A 17,128-nucleotide genomic window follows, 5' to 3' on the forward strand; every position below is an offset into this window, starting at 1 on the left:
ACTACGCCGATCAGTGTGGACGAGAACTACGCCGATCAGTGTGGACGAGAACTACGCCGATCAGTGTGGACGAGAACTACGCCGACCGAGCCGTGTACCGGGTGTCACGTTCGTCGCCCTTCCTGGCCAGTTCGGTGACGACGGACTCGACCGTCTCGACTTTCGAGAACTGCTCTTCGATGGCGGCGGTGACGGCTTCCAGTTCGTCGCTGATCGACTGGGCTTCGTCGTCGATCGTGTCGATCACTACCGCCATCTCTTCGGTGTTTGCGGCCTGCTCCTCGACGAGCGAGGAGAGTTCCTGAACCTCCATGGAGAAGCCTTCGACACTCTCGCGGATCTCGCCGAGGGCGTCTTTCAGCTCGATTGCTTCGCGGATGTTGTCGTCCACGCGCTCTCGATCCGCTTCGAGTGCGTCGAGCGTCTCGTCCGTCTGCGTGCGAACGCCCTCGACCCGTGCATCGACCTCTTTCGTCTGGGTTTTGATCTCGTCGGAGAGCTCCTTGAACTCGCTGGCGACGACGTTGAACCCCTCGTCTCGATCCGATCGTTTGGCCTCCAGGTTCGCGTTTACCGCGAGCGTCTTCGTCTCCTCTGCGGCTTCCTCGATCGTTTCGACGAGGTGCCAGATCTCGTCGACGGCCTCGATCAGTTCGGCGACGTCGTCGTGGGCCCGTTGGCTGTCCTCGCGAACGTGTTCCATCGACTCGATCGCCTGCTCGCACAGCGATTCGCCGGTCTCGACGCGCCCGAGCAACTCGTCGTCGCGACCCGCAACCGCGTCCGTGGTCGTCGCCAGCTGCTCGATCGCGACGCTGACGTCTTGCATGCTCGCTGCAGCCTGTGTGGTCTGCTGTGACTGCTCGCCGACGGAGTGGGCGATGTCTTCGACGCCACCGGCGACCTGTTGCCCGGCGTTCGTGATGTCCTGCATCGCGTGGGAGACCTGCTTCGTGACGTGCTGTTGGTGATCCAGCATTTCTTCGACGTCCGAGTAGGAGTCGATGTACGTGTCGATCGCCACCTGCATGTCGAGGTTGATGATCTTGAGAATCGAGTGCAGTTCGGCGATCCGCTCGTCGATCCGTTCGGACAGTTCGTCCTCGAGTTCTTCGATCGCCTCCTCGAACGCCTCGTCGTCACCGTCGCTTCCGCGGCCGAGCAGTCCCGACAGGCGGCCACCGCCGTCGTCGTCCCGGAGTTCCTCCTGGCGGTCGATCGCCGCGCGAATCGACGCCGAGATGTCCTCATGGATCTGCTCTGCGATGATCGGGAGGATCAGGTTGTAGTAGACGCCGTACTGGCCGACGTAGTGTTTCATCGGCATCTCGAGCATGTCGTGGAGCTTCCCGATCCGGGCGCGGTTCTCGAAGTACGCCTGGTCGTACTCCCCGGTCGCGAGCGTCACCAGGTACATCTTCTGGGACCACTTGAGCTGCTCGACGCTTCGTGGCGATCGGTCCATGATCTCGAGCGTCTGACCGTGTTTCTCGAGGTTTTCGTAGAACAACTCCGCGACGTCGTCACCACGAAGATTGAACGTTTCTTCATATCGGCGCAGGCGCTCGACGTCCTCGTCGGTGAAGTCGATGAACTCCTTTCGCCATTCGATCTCCGCTTCAGTGAGGCCGATACGATCGGCGACATCGCTCGCATCGACGTCTTTGCTGTACCCCACCGAACCGAACTGCCCGGATCCTGCCATGAGTTAACTTCACAACAATTCAGTAAAAAAGGTTTTGGTTAATTATGGAGTTATTCATATGAATCACCTAAACTAATGGTAGAAGACCACAACCATTAACCACCTATTATTCTAAAAACTGTAGTTGAATATAGTCACACGGACGAACAATCGTCGACGCGACCTCGTGTCGGCACGTCCTGCCGGGGTCCAGTACGGGTTTACGTCTCCATCGCCTAGAGCCGCCGAATGAAGGCTAGCATCCTGGACACCATCGGTTCACCGCTGGTTCAGGTGGCGTCACCCGATGGAGCGACGATCGCCGCCAAGATCGAGTCGTTCAACCCGGGCGGATCGGCCAAGGATCGACCGGCGCTGGCGATGGTCCGGGCGGCAGAACGCGACGGAACGCTCGAGCCGGGCGACCGGATCGTCGAGCCGACGAGCGGCAACACCGGGATCGGGCTCGCGCTCGTCTGTGCGGCCCGGGGATACGACCTCACGATCGTCATGCCCGCTTCGAAGTCGAAAGAACGGCGCCAGATCATGGCCGCCTACGGAGCCGACCTCGAGCTCGTCGACGGCGATATGACTGACGCGCGCGAGCGGGCGGACGAGCTCGAAGCCGAGGGCGCAGTCCAGCTAGGACAGTTCGAGAACCCTGCAAACCCCGACGCACACTACCGGACCACCGGCTCGGAGATCCTCGAGCAGGTGGGCGACCGTGAGGTCGACGTCTTCGTCGCCGGCGTCGGCACCGGCGGGACGCTCTCGGGGGTCGGCCGCCGGCTGCGCGAGGCGTTCCCCGACGTCGAGATCGTCGCCGTCGAGCCGGAGCGCAACCCCGTGCTCTCGACCGGTGAGCCCGGCCACGACGACTTCCAGGGCATGGGGCCCGGCTTCGTCAGCGACAACCTCGACGTCGACCTGATCGACCGCGTCGAGACCGTCAGACTCGAGGACGCGGAGGCCGAGTGTCGCCGCCTCGCTCGCGAGGAGGGGATCCTGGTGGGCCAGTCCAGCGGCGCGACCAGCCTCGTCTCCCGGCGGGTCGCCCGCGAGATCGCCGATCCGAGCCTCGAGTGTCCGGAGCTCCCCGACGCCTTCGAGGGGCAGTTCGGGACGCCGACGGAGACCGACGGCGGAAGTCGGACGGACGACTGTCCGCTCGTGGTGACCGTCTTCTGGGACAGCGGCGAGCGCTACCTCTCGACCGGGCTGTTCGACTGACAGGATTCGGTTCCGGTTCACTCAGTCGCCTATCAGTCTCGGTGAGACTCTCGAGTCGCTATATTTTACTGACCTGACGCCTTCGGTCGAACCGACCGATGATCGAAGTCGAGAACCTCCGCAAAGAGTACGGAGGATTCGTCGCCGTCGAGGGGAGTTCGTTCGCCGTCGACCGCGGCGAGGTCTTCGGCGTCGTCGGCCCGAACGGGGCCGGCAAGACGACCACGCTGAAGACGCTCGCCGGGCTGATCGAACCCACCGAGGGGACGGCGACGGTCGCGGGCTACCCCGCAGGCGACCCGGAGATGCAACGCCGGCTCGGATTTCTCCCGGAGGAGTCCCCGCTCTACGAGGAGATGACCGCCCGGTCGTACCTCCACTTTTTCGCCGACCTCTACGCCGTCTCTCGCGACGTCGCCAGCGAGCGCATCGAGACCGCGCTCGACCGCCTCGAGCTGGAGCATCGCGATCGCCGGATCGGCAACATGTCGAAGGGGATGAAACGCAAGGTCGCTATCGCCCGCGCGCTGGTGAACGACCCAGACGTACTCATCTTCGACGAGCCCGCCTCGGGGCTCGACCCGCTGACGACGAACTACGTCGTCGAGTTTACCCGCGAACTCGCCGAGGAAGGCAAGACGATCGTCTTCAGCGCGCACAACCTCTTTCACGTCGAGAGCGTCTGCGACCGCGTCGTCATCATGACCGAGGGACGGATCGTCGCCCGCGGCACCATCGAGGAGATCCGCGAGGAACACGGCGGGACGGAGTACCACGTCTACGCGACCGTCGACGCCGGTGGCGGCGTCCGCGAGAACGGCGACTTCCGCCACATCGTCTCCGACATGGACGCCGTGGAACGCCTCAGAGAGACCGTCGAGCACGAAGGCGGGGAGGTCACGGACATCCAGACCCACACGCCGAGCCTCGAGGAGATCTTCCTCGAGGTCGCCGACGACGACGGAACGGCCGATTCGGCGACGTCATGACCGCGGAAGGACGAACGGACGAGGCCGATCGGTCCTGCGGAAGCGACGCCGACACCGCTGGCAACTCCGGAACGGCCGGAAGTCAGCTTCACGGCGTCCTCGAGCGGACCGGTCGGATCGCCCGCTGGGAGGTCACCCGAAGCGCGGGCACCGTCGATCGGACGACGGTGTTCGTCGTGATCACGCTCGTGCTCGTCGTCGGCGTCGTCGGCCCGTCGGTCGCCGACGCCGGCCTGAACCTCGAGGACGACCTCTACGTCGTCGGCGTCGACGAGGAGAGCCCGTACCACGACGTCGTCCTCGAGAGCGACGCGTTCAGGGCGGTTGCGCTCCCGGACGTCGACAACGCGTCTGTCGACCTCGTGATCCGCGACGACGAGGTCGAACCGGTCGGCGACAACGGGGCACCGGCCGCGGAGGCGTTTCGCGAGGCGGTCGCGGCGTACAACGAACGGCTGATGCGCCAGGAACCCAACGAGACGGCCGCCCAGCCGGTCGTAGTGGTGATCGAGTACGAGGGTCGGTCGCTCGCGGACGCGCTCGAGGCGGCGGAGGACGAGGGGACTGCAGGCGCTGACGACGAGGACGAGGACGCAGCCGACGACGATGCAACCGAGGCCGACGACGGAGCGAGTGGGGACGGGGGCGGCGAGGTCGACGGTGATGGTCGGGACGACGCAGCCGACGGAGACCGCGCGCCGAACGCGAGCGCCGAGGTGGCCGCGGATGGCGACGCGCCGGGGACGATCTCGCCGCCGTTTCCCTTCCAGTCGCTCGTGCTCGCATTCTTGTTCGTCGTGCCGATGAACTTCGTCGCCCAGGCCTACGGGAGCACGATAATGGACGAACGCATCAAGCGCCGGGGGGAACTGTTGTTGGTCGCCCCCGTTTCGCGCTACGAGATCGTCGCGGGCAAGACCCTGCCGTACCTGCTCGCGCTCGTCGCGATCGTGGTCGGGATCGCAGTCACTATCGGCGGCGGAATCGTCTCGGTGGCGGCGGCGCTCCCGATCGCGCTGCTCTTTCTCGCGGCGACGTTTACCGGCGCGATGTTCGCCCGGTCGTTCAAGGAACTGACGTTCGTGACGGTGGCGATCAGCGTCTTCCTGACGACCTACACGTTCGTGCCGGCGATCTTCACCGACGTTACGCCGATCGCGTTGATCTCGCCGCTCACGCTCGTCGTGATGGATCTCCAAGGCGATTCCGTCGGGCTCGGGACGTATCTCTTCTCGACGGGCCCGTCGTACCTCACCGCCGTCGTGCTCTTCCTGTTCGGCGTCGGCAGCTACCGCGAGGAGGACATGTTCGCCCAGAAGCCGATTCCGACGAAGGTGATCGACACGATCGCGAGCCGACTCTCGAGTACGCGGACCGTCCCCCTGTTCACGATGCTCACTATCCCCTTCGTCTTCGTCGCCCAGTTGCTCGCCGTTGCACTCCTGTTCGCCGCCCCACCAGTCCTCGCGTTCGCCCTGATCTTCGTCTTCGCCGCGGCGGTCGAAGAACTCGCGAAGAGCCTCCACGTCTATGCCGGCTTCGCCCGCGCCCGGTTCGAATCGACCGTGACCGTCGCCGTCGGCCTCGGGGTCCTCTCGGGGAGTGCGTTCTTCGTCGCCGAGAAGGCGACTCAGGTCGTCCAGTTCGTCGGACTGGAGGAGTTCGAGGTCGCCGTCGCCGCCTTCGGGCCGGAGACGTTCGCCCACCTCGTGACGACCGATCCGCTCGTCTTCGCCGGGCTCTTTCTCGCACCCCTGGGGTTGCACGTCGTCACGGCAGTCATCACGGCGGTCGGTGCGACCCGCGGACGCACCGTCTACGCGCTCGCGCTCGCCGCGGCGACGATCGTCCACGCCGGCTACAACATCGGGGTGATCCTCCTTGTCACGTGACGTCGACGCCCCTCGAGGCCGAACGGACGACTCGAGCGGTGGCCGACGGGGGCCGAATCCGCCGACGCCGAGCGAGGACGGCTCGTCCCTCGGCCCGCGCTGGTCGATCGTCCGCCGGGAACTGCGCTCGCTGCGCTCTGAGAAGACGATCGTCCTCGCGCTGGCCATCCAGCTGTTCGTCGCGGCGTTCTCGTCGTTCCTGCTGGTCGGGTTCGTCTCGATGTACGATCCCGGGAGCGTCGATGGCTACGAGGCCCAGGTCGCGATCACGGGCGACGATCCGGACCCGCTGGTCGCCGCCGTAAACGAGCGCGAGGGGCTGAGCGGAACGCAGTACGACCGCGACGCGGCCTACGAGGCGTTCGACGACGGCTCGGTCGGCGCGGTCGTCGACGCGAATCGAGACGACGACGGGCGGCTCCTCGTCAGCGTCATCGCCCCGGACGAAGGGATCGAGACCACCCTGCTCGTCGTCCAGCTTCAGGAAACCCTCGAGCACGTCGAACTGACAGAGCGCGAGCGAAACGCCGAACACCTCGAGCGCCAGCCACTGCCCCTCCCACCCGCAGTCGAGGCGAGTCCGTACTTCGGGTTCACCTACACCGTGTTGCTCCCGCTGTTGCTCTTCTTGCCGGTGTTCATCAGCGGCTCGATCGCCGTCGACTCGTTGATCGAGGAACGCCAGCGGGGTACCCTCGAGTTGCTCCGGGTCGCGCCGCCATCGTTCGCGGACGTGGTAGCCTCGAAGCTGGTCGCGACGGCGGGAATCGCGCCGGTGCAGGCGGTCGCGTGGCTCGCCCTGTTGGTGCTCAACGGGATCGCCGTCGCCAACGTCCTCGCGCTCGTGATCCTGGTCGCTGCGTTCGCCGCGTTCGTCGTCGCCTTCGGCCTGCTCGTGGCGCTGACTGCGCCCGACCGCCGGCAGGCACAACTGCTCTACTCCGGGGGCGTCATCGGCGCGCTCGTCCTGGCGTTGCTGTTGCCGGAACACCCGGCGAACACGATCGCGAAGCTCGCCGTCGGCAATCCGGCGCCGACGACGTGGCTCTCCCTTCTCGCCTACTGTCTCGTCGGGGTCGTCGCCGTCGTCGCGCTCCGAGGGGTCGTCGATCGGCTCGATCCCGAGTCGCTGTGAGCAGGGTCGAGAAACGCTTACGGTCGCTCGGGCGTGACGTACCCGGACGTGGCACAGCGCGACTCGATCCTCCGCGTCGACCTCACGGCGGAGACCGTGCGGAGCGAACGGGTGCCCGAGCCGTGGCTCCGGACGTACGTCGGTGGGAAGGGCCTCGGCGCCCGATATCTGTACGACGAACTCGAGCCCGGAACCGACCCGTTCGACGAGGCGAACGTCCTGCTCGTGCTCGTCGGCCCGCTCACCGGCTTCCTCCCCGGCGAACAGCGCGCCGTCGTCGTGACGAAGTCGCCGCTCACGGGGACGTTTCTCGACTCCTACGCCGGCGGCACGATGGCGGGACGACTCGCAGGCTCGCTCGGCGAGCACGTCGGCCTCCTCGTCACCGGGCGCGCAGCGCGACCCGTCTTCCTCTCGGTCGCCGACGGCGACGTCACGCTCGAGGCGGCCGACGACTGCTGGGGGCTCGACGCCCGCGAGACCGACGACCGATTCCCGGACGCCGCCGTGGCGTGTATCGGTCCCGCCGGCGAGAATCGGGTCGCCTACGCCACCATCGCCACGGACGGCGGCGAGCACCACGCGGGACGGGGCGGCGCCGGTGCCGTCATGGGCGCAAAGCGGCTGAAAGCGATCGTCGCCCGCGACGGGCCGCCCGAGCCGACCGACCGGCTGTGCGAACTCCGCGAGCGGTACGAGGCGGCGTTCGCCGACGACGACACCGGCCGCTGGCACGCCGCGAGCGAGACGCTCGAGACGGTCGACGTCGCCAACGAGGTCGGCGTCCTCCCGACCCGGGGCTGGCAGGAAGGTCGCTTCGAGGGAGCGGCGGACGTGGGGATCGAGGCCGCGAAGGACGCCGCCCGCGAGCGCGAACGCGCGGACGATCCGGTCCCGGGCGGCTTCCGCGTCGAGAGCGACGACGGCGAGAGCGTGCCACGGGGGGCGACGCCCACCGTCCTGGGCGCCGGCCTCGGCATCGACGACTTCGACGCCGTCGCCACGCTCGGCTCGCTCTGTGACCGCCTCGCGATGGACGTCATCTCGAGTGGCAACGCCGTCGCCTGGGCGATCCGGGCGAGCGAGGAGGGACTCCTCGAGCGCGACCGCTCGTTCGGGGACGAGACGGCCGCCCGCGAACTCCTCGAAGAAATCGCGACCCGTGAGACCCCGGTCGGGGACGCGCTCGCAGAGGGCGTCGCCGCGGCGGCCACCGAGTACGGTGGGGCCGAGCTGATCCCGTCGGTGAAGGGGATGGCGTTGCCGGCGTACGATCCGCGGGGGGCGGCCGCGATGGCGCTCGCGTACGCGACGAGCGACCGCGGCGCCTGCCACCGTCGCGCCCGGCCGGTCGAGGTCGAGGCGGTCACCGGCGACGCCTGGACGGTCGACGAGCGCGTCGCGGCGGTCGTCGAGGAGCAAAACCGCCGGGCGATCCTCTGGAGTCTGATCGCCGACGACTTCTTCGGCGACGCGCTCGTCGACCTCGGCGCGGCGTGGCTCTCGGCGGTCGGGCGGGAGTACGACCCCGCCGACCTCGAGCGCGCCGGGGAGCGGATCTGGACGCTCGTCCGGCTGTTCAACGTGCGCGAGGGCTTCTCGCGGGCCGACGACGACCTCCCCGAGGTCCTCACGAAACCGCTCGAGGGCGGGCCGAACGACGGCCGTGCGGTGGACCGAGAGGCGTTCGAGGCGATGCTCGATCGGTACTACGAGGTGCGCGGCTGGGACTCGGACGGTCGGCCGACCGCGGAGACGCTCGAGCGGCTCGGACTCGAGGACGTGCTCGAGGATCGATCGTAGGAGACGAACTCGACCACGATTGCGTGGCCGGTGGCCGACAACGATTACTGACCGGTTCCCCATGTGTCGAGTCATGGTCACAGAGCGCACGAGGCGCGCCGTTATCGTTGGCTCGCTGGCGGCGGGGATCGGCGGGCTCTCACTATCTGGTGCCCGCGGCCTCCTCGAGTCGTTCGCGCCGCTGTCGGGGGACGTCTGGGAGGCCGCCGGCCGGGAGCGCTCCGAACGGGTCGCGAGCCCGTACGGCGAGGCGACGGTCCGGATCGACGACGAGGGTGTCCCACACGTCGAGGCCAACGACGAGGCGGCGGCGTACTTCGCCGTCGGCTACTGCCACGGCTTCGACCGGACCTTCCAGCTCGACCTCGGGCGGCGGGTGATGCGGGGTCGGCTCTCGGAGATCGTCGGCGAGGCGACGCTCGAGGACGACGAGTTCCACCTCTCGATGGACTTCGTCGGGGCGGCCGAGGCCACCTGGGACGGCGTGCGCGAGACGCCGGCGGGCTCCCTGATCGAAGCCTACGCCGACGGGGTGAACGCCGCGATCGAGACCGAACAGCTCCCGCTCGAGTTCCAGTTGCTCGAGTACGAGCCAGAGCCGTGGACGCCCGTGGATACGATGCTGATGGAGAAACAGATCGCCTGGACGCTGACGGGGAACTTCGACGAGCTTCGCGAGGCACTCGTCGCCGATCGGCTGGGCGAGGACCTCGCCGCGGCGCTCTACCCCGAACGGATGGATCATGACGTCCCGATCCTGCGCGAGTCCGATCGGCTGGGGACGATCGGTGGGCTCAGCGGGGGCGCGGAGTCGAACGACGGAAACGTGGGGTCCCCCGCCGACTCGAGTGACGAACTCGGTGGGAGTCCAGCCGGCTCGAGCGACGACGAGCCGACCGGCGACCGGACGGAGCGAGCAGCGATCGGTCCGGCGCTCCTCGAGTGGCTCTCGCGATTCGAGTCGCCGCCCGGCGTCGGCTCGAACAGCTGGGTCGTCTCGGGCGAGCACACCTCGAGTGGCCGACCGATCGTGGCGAACGATCCCCACCTCCCCCTGATGACGCCGCCGCTGTGGTACGAACAGCACGTCCAGACGCCCGAGACGTCGGTTCGGGGGGTCACCTTCCCCGGCGTGCCGTTCGTCCTCATCGGCGCGAACGAGCACGGGGCGTGGGGGTTCACCAACGTCGGTGCGGACGTCCTCGACTGTTACACCTACGAGTTCAGCGAGGATCGCGAGCGCTACCGCTATCGTGGCGAGTGGCGCGAACTCGAGACCGAACGGCGGGAACTGCCCGTCGCCGGCGCCGAGGACCGGTCGCTGCTCGTCTCGAAGACCGTCCACGGGCCGGTGCTCGAGCGCGAGGGGCGGACGGTCGGCGTCTCCTGGACCGGCCTGACGGCCACGCGCACGACCGAAGCGATCTACGCCTACGCCAGAAGCGAGGGGCTCGAGGACGTCCTCGAGGCGACCGAGTACTTCGACCTCCCCACGCAGAACCTCGTCTACGCCGACGCCGACGGGCGGACGTGTTACTACGTCACCGGGAAGCTCCCGATCCGGACGGTCGACGGCGAGCCCGTCTCCGGACACCGGCTCTTCGACGGCTCCACGGGTGAGGGCGAGTGGGAAGGGTTCACCCCATACGGCGAGTCCTCCTGGGAGGGGTTCGTCCCGTTCGAGGAGCAACCCCACGCGATCGATCCCGACCTCCTCGCGACGGCCAACCAGCGCGTCGCCGACGAGCCCGCCCACTACATCGGGGTCGACTACGCGACCCCCTACCGCGGCGCGCGCATCGACGAGTTCCTCGAGGCGTACGCCGAGTCTGGCGAGCCGATCGACCCCGGCGTCCACCGCGACCTTCAGCGCGACGTCCACGACGGCCGGGCGGCGGCGTTCGTCCCCGACCTGCTCGAGGCGGTCTCCGAGGCCGACGCGGCCGACGAACTCGGCGACGCCGCCGAGACGCTCGAGGCGTGGGACGGCCGGATGCACCGCGACTCACGGGGGGCGCTGCTGTTCGCTCGCTGGCTCCACCACTATCGCCGGGCGACCTTCGAGCCGACGTTCGCGGACGCGGGGCTCGACGCGTCGTACTACCCGAACGACTGGGTGCTCGCGCGCCTCCCCGAAGAGCGCGAGTTCTTCACGGAGGCCTCGCGTGCGGAGACGATGGTCGACGCGCTCCGGGAGACGGTGTCGGAACTCGATGCCGAAGGCTGGGACCGGTACGGCGACTGGAACACGACCGGCGCCGTCGAACACCCGTTTGGCTCCGAAGCACCGTTTCTGAACTACGAGGAGCGGCCGACCGACGGCTCGGCGGCGACGGTGGACAACTACCGGTTCGAGTCGGCCGTCGGGGCGAGCTGGAAACAGGTCGTCGAGCCGGGCGGCGAGGCGTGGGGGATCCTCCCCGGTGGCAACTCTGGCGACTACTTTTCGCCGCACTACGACGACCAGTTCACCCGGTGGGCCGACGGCGAGTACAAACCGATGGCGCTCGAGCCCGCTGGTGAGGTCGCGATTACCTTCGAGGAGGGGTCGTCGTGACGGCCGAATCGCCGGACCCCGGATCAGCCAAACCGGCGGAGACCGAGTCGGCCACGAGCGGGCGGGCGCCGCTCGAGCGAGTCCGAACGGAGCCTCGCGCGCACGCGGCAGCGCTTCTGGTGATCGTGATCGTCGGCCTGGCGGCCGCCTGGCTCCACTGGCTGGGCCTCGTCCTCGGCGGCGCGCTCGTCGGCGTCGTCTCGAGGAGCCTTCCACGGGCGGTGCTGGGCGGCGTCGGGTTCGGCGTCGTCGTCCTCGTCGTCTTCGTCGCCTCGCTCGGACCGGCGGTGGGGCCTGCCCTCGAGATGACGCCGGTCAGTTACCTGGTCGTCGCCACAGCGCTCGGGCTTCCGGTGCTCGGCTCGCTCGTGCGGGGGGTCGTCTGACGCCCGTCGACTAGAACGGGCGGCGGGGTGACGCGACCGTCACAGCCGGACGGAAAGGTCGATAGTTTGACGATATCCGGGACGGTACGTGACGGTATGGACCCGTTGCAGACCCTCCGTGATGGGCTGGCCGACGACTCGCTGCGGTTCGCGATCCTCGTCGGGCTCGCGTCGGTCCCGTTCACCGTCGTCCTCTCCTGGGACCCGGTGGCCGACGACGCCGTGGTCTTCGGCGGTTCGGTCGAGGGGTTGCCACTGCTCCTTGCCGGCTTGCTCGTCGGCTACCGGTACAGCGACCGAGCGACCGAGACGCGTCGCGCTGGCATCTGGACCGGCCTCGCGGCCTCGATCGCGCCGGTACTCGTCTACGTCGCCACCACGGTCGCCTCGCTGGGGTCACTCTCCTCGAGGATGGCCGTCCTCGCCGTCGCCCTCACGCCGATCGCCCTCGCGTTCGGCGTCGGCGTCACCGTCCTCGTGACCACGGTCTGTGCGCTGATCGCCGACGTGGTGACGACGCGCCTCGACCGGGACCGACGGACGGTCGACGCGTCCGGGGACGACGGGTGGGATGGAACCGGCTCGAACTGGTGGAAACACGTCGCCCTCTACGCGATTGCGGCGCCGGTCGTGCTCGGATACACGCTGGTTGTCTTCGAGGTGTGGTCGGTTCCGGCCCACGCCGGCTGGCTCCTCCTCACCGCACTGGCGGCGATCGGGCTGGTCCTGTACTCGATCGTCGCCGTCGTCGCGCTCTTCATGGACGCGACCGCCCCGCGAGAGGCCGACGCGGGCTGGCTCCCACGGGTGTGGGTGTACGTCGGCGTCCCGCTCGCCGCGTACGCGCTCGTCTATCTCGAGGCGGTGAACCGGGGATCTGTGAACCCGGCCGGGGACGGAGTGTACGGCTACCTCGTCGCGCTCTGGGCGATCTCGATCGTCTACCTGGTCAACCGTCGCCGCCACGGTGAGACGATCCGACCCGCGGCGCTTGGGGGGTAATCCGTCCGGCGGAACCGATCGCGAGCCGTGTGGCGGGGCGGGCGCCTCGATGGCCGACTCACCTAGGCTTTTTTGTCGCCTGGGCGTAGGCCCGGCATGGAGTACACGACACTTGGCAACACGGGACTCGAGGTCAGCCGGCTCTGTCTGGGCTGTATGAGCTTCGGCTCGAGCGACTGGCGCGAGTGGGTCTTAGACGAGGAGGAGAGCCACGAGGTCATCGAACGGGCGATCGACCTCGGGATCAACTTCTTCGATACGGCGAACATGTATTCGAGCGGTGAGTCAGAACGCGTACTCGGATCCGCCCTCGAGGGCCGGCGCGAGGAGGCCGTCGTCGCCACCAAGTGTTACTTCCAGATGGACGAAGGCGACCCGAACTCGGGCGGGCTCTCCCGGAAGGCGATCGAACAGGAACTCGAGGCCTCCCTCGAGCGGCTGGGGATGGAGACGATCGACCTCTACCAGATCCACCGCTGGGATTACGACACGCCGATCGCAGAGACGCTGTCGGCGCTCGACGACGCGGTTCGGCGAGAGAAGGTTCGCTACATCGGTGCGTCGTCGATGTGGGCTCACCAGTTCGCCGAGTCGCTCTACACGAGCGAGTTGCTCGGCCTCGAGCGGTTCGTCTCGATGCAGAACCACTACAACCTCGTCTACCGCGAGGAAGAACGGGAGATGCTCCCGCTGTGTGAAAAAGAGGGCATCGGCGTGATCCCCTGGTCGCCGCTGGCCCGGGGCTACCTCACGCGCCCGCACGCGGAGATCGACGCCACGACGCGGGGTTCGACAGAAGAGCGCATGTACGAACACCCCTACCGCGAGGGCGGCGGCCGGGAGATCAACGAACGCGTCGAGCAACTCGCCGCGGACCACGGCGTGACGATGGCCCAGCTCGCCCTCGCCTGGCTGCTCCACCAGGACGCCGTCGACGCGCCCATCGTCGGCACGACGAGCGTCGAACACTTAGAGCAGGCGGTCGAGGCGCTCGAGCTCTCGCTGTCGAGTTCTGATCTCGAGTACCTCGAAGAGCCGTACGAGCCGGTCCGGGTGTCGGGTCACGACTGAGCTTCGGAGAACAGATGGCGGCAGGGGCCTCAGTCGGTCGCCTGCAGCCGTGTGAGCGCGAACTCGATCGTTCGGACGAAGATCACCGATAGCAGGTAGAAGTACGCGATCAACAGGCCGAACGCGACCCCGTCGCCGAGCCGACTCGAGATTCCAACCAGCCCCGTCGCGAACTCGATCGTCACGAAGAAAGGGGCCAGCAGCGGTTCGTAGAGGGCCATCGGGTCGCCGAGAAACGGCGGAAACAGCAAGAGCAACCGGAGCAGGAGGACGCCGAACGAAATCGCGAAGACGGCTACGACGGTGCGATCGGGCGCGAGGAGTCGACCGAGCCGCTCGTGGGCGGCCACGCTGGATTCGGGCACACCGGAGGTACAGGTCGACTGGTTATAAAATTGATCACTCCAGAGCACCATCGAGCGCCGACCGCCGTCACGAAACCTAATTCGGTTTCGATACCCCGGTTCTGTACATCAAAGTAATTACCCTCCGTTGCGTACTGGTCACTCAGTACACGATGGACTCGACGGAACCCGAGCGACCACCGCCCGATGGAGAGCCGGACGACCGACCGCGTGTGGACGACACCGAGACCTGTCCCGAGTGCGGTGGACGGCTCGTATCGTCCTCGAACGGCGGCGAACTCGTCTGTGCGGAGTGCGGACTGGTCGCCGACGAGACGAACATCGACTACGGCCCCGAGTGGCGCGCGTTCGACGCCAGCGAGCGCGAATCGAAAACGCGCGTCGGCGCCCCGACGACGAACTTGATGCACGACCGCGGACTCTCGACGCGCATCGACTGGCGCGACCGCGACGCCTCGGGCGGGCAGCTGTCGGCGCGAAAGCGCCAGCAGATGAATCGCTTACGGACGTGGGACCGGCGGTTCCGGACCCGCGACTCGAGCGATCGGAACCTGAAACACGCTCTCGGGGAGATCGACCGGATGGCCTCGGCGCTCGGCATCCCGTCGTCGACGCGGGAAACGGCGAGCGTCCTCTACCGGCGAGCCATCGAGGAAGAGCTCCTGCCGGGTCGCTCGATCGAGGGGATGGCGACGGCCGCGCTGTACGCCGCGGTCCGACAGACCGGCGTCCCGCGATCGGTCGACGAACTGGCGACGGTGAGCCGAGTCGACCGCCTCGAGGTGACCCGGACCTACCGCTACCTCGTGAGAGAACTCGAGCTCCCGATGGAGCCGCCAGATCCGGTCGAGTACGTGGCGCGGTACGCCTCCGGGCTCGCGGTCAGCGACGAAGCCGAGCGGCTGGCGCGAGAGCTGCTCGAGGCGGGCAAACGCGCCGGCGTTCACAGCGGGAAACACCCCGTCGGGCTCGCGGCGGCCGCGCTCTACGCCGCGGCACAGCTCACCAACGAGTCGATTCCGCAGGCGGAGATTTCGGCGGTCGCAGACGTGAGCGAGGTGACGATCCGCAACCGCTATCAGGAACTACTCGAGGCGCGGGCGAACGAAGAACGCCAGTGAGTCGTCGATGAGCAATCCGGTACCCACCAACGTTCGTTGCTACGAGTGTGGCCACGAATACGCCCACCTCGGTACGGACGTCCACCCTGGACGGTGCCCACGATGTCGGTCGCGGGCGGTCTCGCCCGCCGGTCGACTCGAGTTCACGGTGACCGTCGACGCGTCCCCGACGGCAGCGCAGCCGCGAGCGACGGCGGTCGGCACGGACGAGACGTACCGGATGTTCCTCGTCGAACTCGACGGCGACGTCCCGGCGCTCGTCGCCGTCGACTTCGTCCAGATCGAAGGGATGGTGTTCACGGCCGCGGACCTCCCCGCAGATCCACGTCTCTGGGAGCCGCTCGAGCGGACGATCCGGCACAGCGGCGCACTCAGGAGAGGCGCGCGGCGAGGTCGGCCTCCGTGAGGATGCCGACGGTTTCGCCGGCCTCGGTGATCATGACTGCCTTGTAGTGGTCGAGCAGGTTGGAGATCTCGTCGAGGGTGGCGTCCTTCGAGACCGTTGGGAAACTCTCGGCCATGTGTTCTTCGACCGGCTCGTCCCGCGCGTTGGCGTCGAGGTGAGCGAGGTCGCTCTGGCTGATCGAGCCGACTGGCGTACCATCCTGGATGACCGCCAGCTGCGAGTAGGCCTCCTCGTCCATCAGTCGAGCGGCTTCACTGACCGGATCTTCGGGCGCGACGCTGACGACCGCTTCGTTCATCAGGTCTGCGGCGCGGATGACGTCGCCCTCGGCGTCCTCGAGGGCGTTGACGATCCGTCGGAGCGTCGAGAGCCGCGGGTCGACGTCGCCGCCTTCGATCCGGGCGATCAGCGGCTGGGAGACGTCCGCACGGTCGGCGAGTTCGCTCTGGGTCAGCCCCAGATCGGTCCGGCGCTGTTTGAGGTCCTCGGGCGTCGGGAGTTCCATGCGGTACAATAACCGCAGGTTATAGAAAACCGTTTGGGTGTGCCCGGACGCCGCCTCAGTCCTCGTCGGGGAGTTCGAACACCTCGACGACCGAGAGCGGCACGTCACGCAGCGCGCCGCCGACTTCGCTCTTGGCGATCCGGGAGGCGTGTTCCTCGCCGTCGGCGTTGTACACCTTCATCTCGAGGGCGAGTCCGACGAGCGCGGTGTCGGCGGCGATGAACGCCGAGTCGAACGGCTCCCCGCAGGCAGGACAGCCCGTCGCGCCGACTTCGACCTCGACGTACTTCAGTCCCTGACTGTTGAGTCGCTTTCCGGCTTCGCTGACGGCGACGCCAATCGCGTCGTCGATCTGCTCGACGTCACGAACCAGCCACGCGGCTTCCATCGCGACGAGATAGTTGCTCATACCTGATGATCGGTCCGGGGGGTTTCGTGCTTTGTGGTTCGGCGGTCACCCGTCCATCACTCGAACGGCAGGGCGATGAACGGTCGACCAGCCGTGCTGGTAGATCCCACGTCGCGCAGGGCTCACTCCCGGCCGTGTCCGCGCGCACCTGAGGTCGATGATGGGCATAAGTTATGAGAAACGATCCAGTCTGGTTCCATCATAATTACCGTATTTCGACTCGAGCGAACCTCCAGTTGCGCCGATCACAACCGTAGTTGAATCGCAAGACTGCGCCGACCTGATCTGGTATAGAAGATCGTTATGTATTCTCCCGTTCAGCAATTCTTATATATGGGCACGGACTCCCCCCGACTGAACTCCGATGAAATCCCGCGTGCATCACGCGACACTGTTCGCCCTGTACCAGCTCTGTATCGTGCTCGGCATCCTCGCGATGCCGGTCGCGATCGTCGCCCGCCAGGCGGGCGTCACCCTGCCGATCCACCGCCTCCTCGTGCGTGTGGGGGAGGCGTACGAAAACGCACAGGCCGCCGAGTAACCGTTCTGACGCCGGTTCGTCGCTTCCAGCCG

General features: G+C 67.4%; 16 protein-coding genes. 12 read left to right on the forward strand and 4 right to left on the reverse strand.

Annotated features, from left to right (window positions below):
- Window positions 1–76: 76 nt before the first annotated feature.
- Complete coding sequence (locus NMQ09_RS13765; RefSeq protein ID WP_255191154.1) at window positions 77–1,705, reverse strand: globin-coupled sensor protein; 1,629 nt, start codon at window positions 1,703–1,705, stop codon at window positions 77–79.
- A gap of 228 nt (window positions 1,706–1,933) precedes the next feature.
- Here NMQ09_RS13765 and NMQ09_RS13770 point away from each other — a divergent pair, with 228 nt between their 5' ends.
- From NMQ09_RS13770 to NMQ09_RS13810, 9 genes are all read left to right on the forward strand, one after another.
- Window positions 1,934–2,914 (forward strand): PLP-dependent cysteine synthase family protein, encoded by a 981-nt coding sequence (locus tag NMQ09_RS13770; protein ID WP_255191155.1) that lies wholly within the window; start codon window positions 1,934–1,936, stop codon window positions 2,912–2,914.
- 98 nt (window positions 2,915–3,012) lie between these two features.
- Window positions 3,013–3,903: an ABC transporter ATP-binding protein gene (locus tag NMQ09_RS13775; RefSeq protein ID WP_255191156.1), complete on the forward strand. Its 891-nt coding sequence runs from the start codon at window positions 3,013–3,015 to the stop codon at window positions 3,901–3,903.
- The gene (locus NMQ09_RS13780) at window positions 3,900–5,795 is read left to right on the forward strand and encodes an ABC transporter permease family protein (protein WP_255191157.1); all 1,896 of its coding nucleotides are present in this window, start codon (window positions 3,900–3,902) and stop codon (window positions 5,793–5,795) included. Before NMQ09_RS13775 ends, NMQ09_RS13780 begins: the two co-directional genes overlap by 4 nt.
- Window positions 5,785–6,930: an ABC transporter permease gene (locus NMQ09_RS13785; protein WP_255191158.1), complete on the forward strand. Its 1,146-nt coding sequence runs from the start codon at window positions 5,785–5,787 to the stop codon at window positions 6,928–6,930. Before NMQ09_RS13780 ends, NMQ09_RS13785 begins: the two co-directional genes overlap by 11 nt.
- A gap of 48 nt (window positions 6,931–6,978) precedes the next feature.
- Entirely contained in the window at window positions 6,979–8,733 is a 1,755-nt protein-coding gene (locus NMQ09_RS13790; protein WP_255191159.1) for an aldehyde ferredoxin oxidoreductase family protein, read from the forward strand.
- 73 nt (window positions 8,734–8,806) lie between these two features.
- Complete coding sequence (locus NMQ09_RS13795) at window positions 8,807–11,290, forward strand: penicillin acylase family protein (RefSeq protein ID WP_255191160.1); 2,484 nt, start codon at window positions 8,807–8,809, stop codon at window positions 11,288–11,290.
- On the forward strand, window positions 11,287–11,676 hold the full coding sequence (locus tag NMQ09_RS13800; RefSeq protein WP_255191161.1) for a hypothetical protein: 390 nt from the start codon (window positions 11,287–11,289) through the stop codon (window positions 11,674–11,676). The genes NMQ09_RS13795 and NMQ09_RS13800 overlap by 4 nt, the downstream gene beginning before the upstream one ends.
- Before the next feature lie 96 nt (window positions 11,677–11,772).
- A complete protein-coding gene (locus tag NMQ09_RS13805) occupies window positions 11,773–12,678 on the forward strand; it encodes a DUF5518 domain-containing protein (protein WP_255191162.1) in 906 nt (301 codons plus the stop codon).
- Between the two features lie 96 nt (window positions 12,679–12,774).
- On the forward strand, window positions 12,775–13,749 hold the full coding sequence (locus NMQ09_RS13810; protein WP_255191163.1) for an aldo/keto reductase: 975 nt from the start codon (window positions 12,775–12,777) through the stop codon (window positions 13,747–13,749).
- Window positions 13,750–13,778: 29 nt separating this feature from the next.
- Here NMQ09_RS13810 and NMQ09_RS13815 read toward each other — a convergent pair whose 3' ends face one another.
- On the reverse strand, window positions 13,779–14,114 hold the full coding sequence (locus NMQ09_RS13815; protein ID WP_255191164.1) for a hypothetical protein: 336 nt from the start codon (window positions 14,112–14,114) through the stop codon (window positions 13,779–13,781).
- A 152-nt stretch (window positions 14,115–14,266) separates the two neighbouring features.
- Here NMQ09_RS13815 and NMQ09_RS13820 point away from each other — a divergent pair, with 152 nt between their 5' ends.
- A complete protein-coding gene (locus NMQ09_RS13820; protein WP_255191165.1) occupies window positions 14,267–15,235 on the forward strand; it encodes a transcription initiation factor IIB in 969 nt (322 codons plus the stop codon).
- A 148-nt stretch (window positions 15,236–15,383) separates the two neighbouring features.
- On the forward strand, window positions 15,384–15,641 hold the full coding sequence (locus NMQ09_RS13825; RefSeq protein ID WP_255191166.1) for a hypothetical protein: 258 nt from the start codon (window positions 15,384–15,386) through the stop codon (window positions 15,639–15,641).
- Here NMQ09_RS13825 and NMQ09_RS13830 read toward each other — a convergent pair.
- Window positions 15,607–16,146 (reverse strand): CBS domain-containing protein, encoded by a 540-nt coding sequence (locus NMQ09_RS13830; protein WP_255191167.1) that lies wholly within the window; start codon window positions 16,144–16,146, stop codon window positions 15,607–15,609. The genes NMQ09_RS13825 and NMQ09_RS13830 overlap by 35 nt on opposite strands.
- Before the next feature lie 55 nt (window positions 16,147–16,201).
- Window positions 16,202–16,555, reverse strand: a complete 354-nt coding sequence (locus NMQ09_RS13835) for a DUF555 domain-containing protein (protein WP_255191168.1) — start codon at window positions 16,553–16,555, stop codon at window positions 16,202–16,204.
- A 364-nt stretch (window positions 16,556–16,919) separates the two neighbouring features.
- On the opposite strand from NMQ09_RS13835, the gene NMQ09_RS13840 reads away from it, so the two are divergent.
- On the forward strand, window positions 16,920–17,096 hold the full coding sequence (locus NMQ09_RS13840) for a hypothetical protein (protein WP_255191169.1): 177 nt from the start codon (window positions 16,920–16,922) through the stop codon (window positions 17,094–17,096).
- Window positions 17,097–17,128 lie beyond the last annotated feature (32 nt).

This window comes from Natronobeatus ordinarius, from assembly GCF_024362485.1.
Classification (GTDB): Archaea; Halobacteriota; Halobacteria; order Halobacteriales; family Natrialbaceae; genus Natronobeatus; species Natronobeatus ordinarius.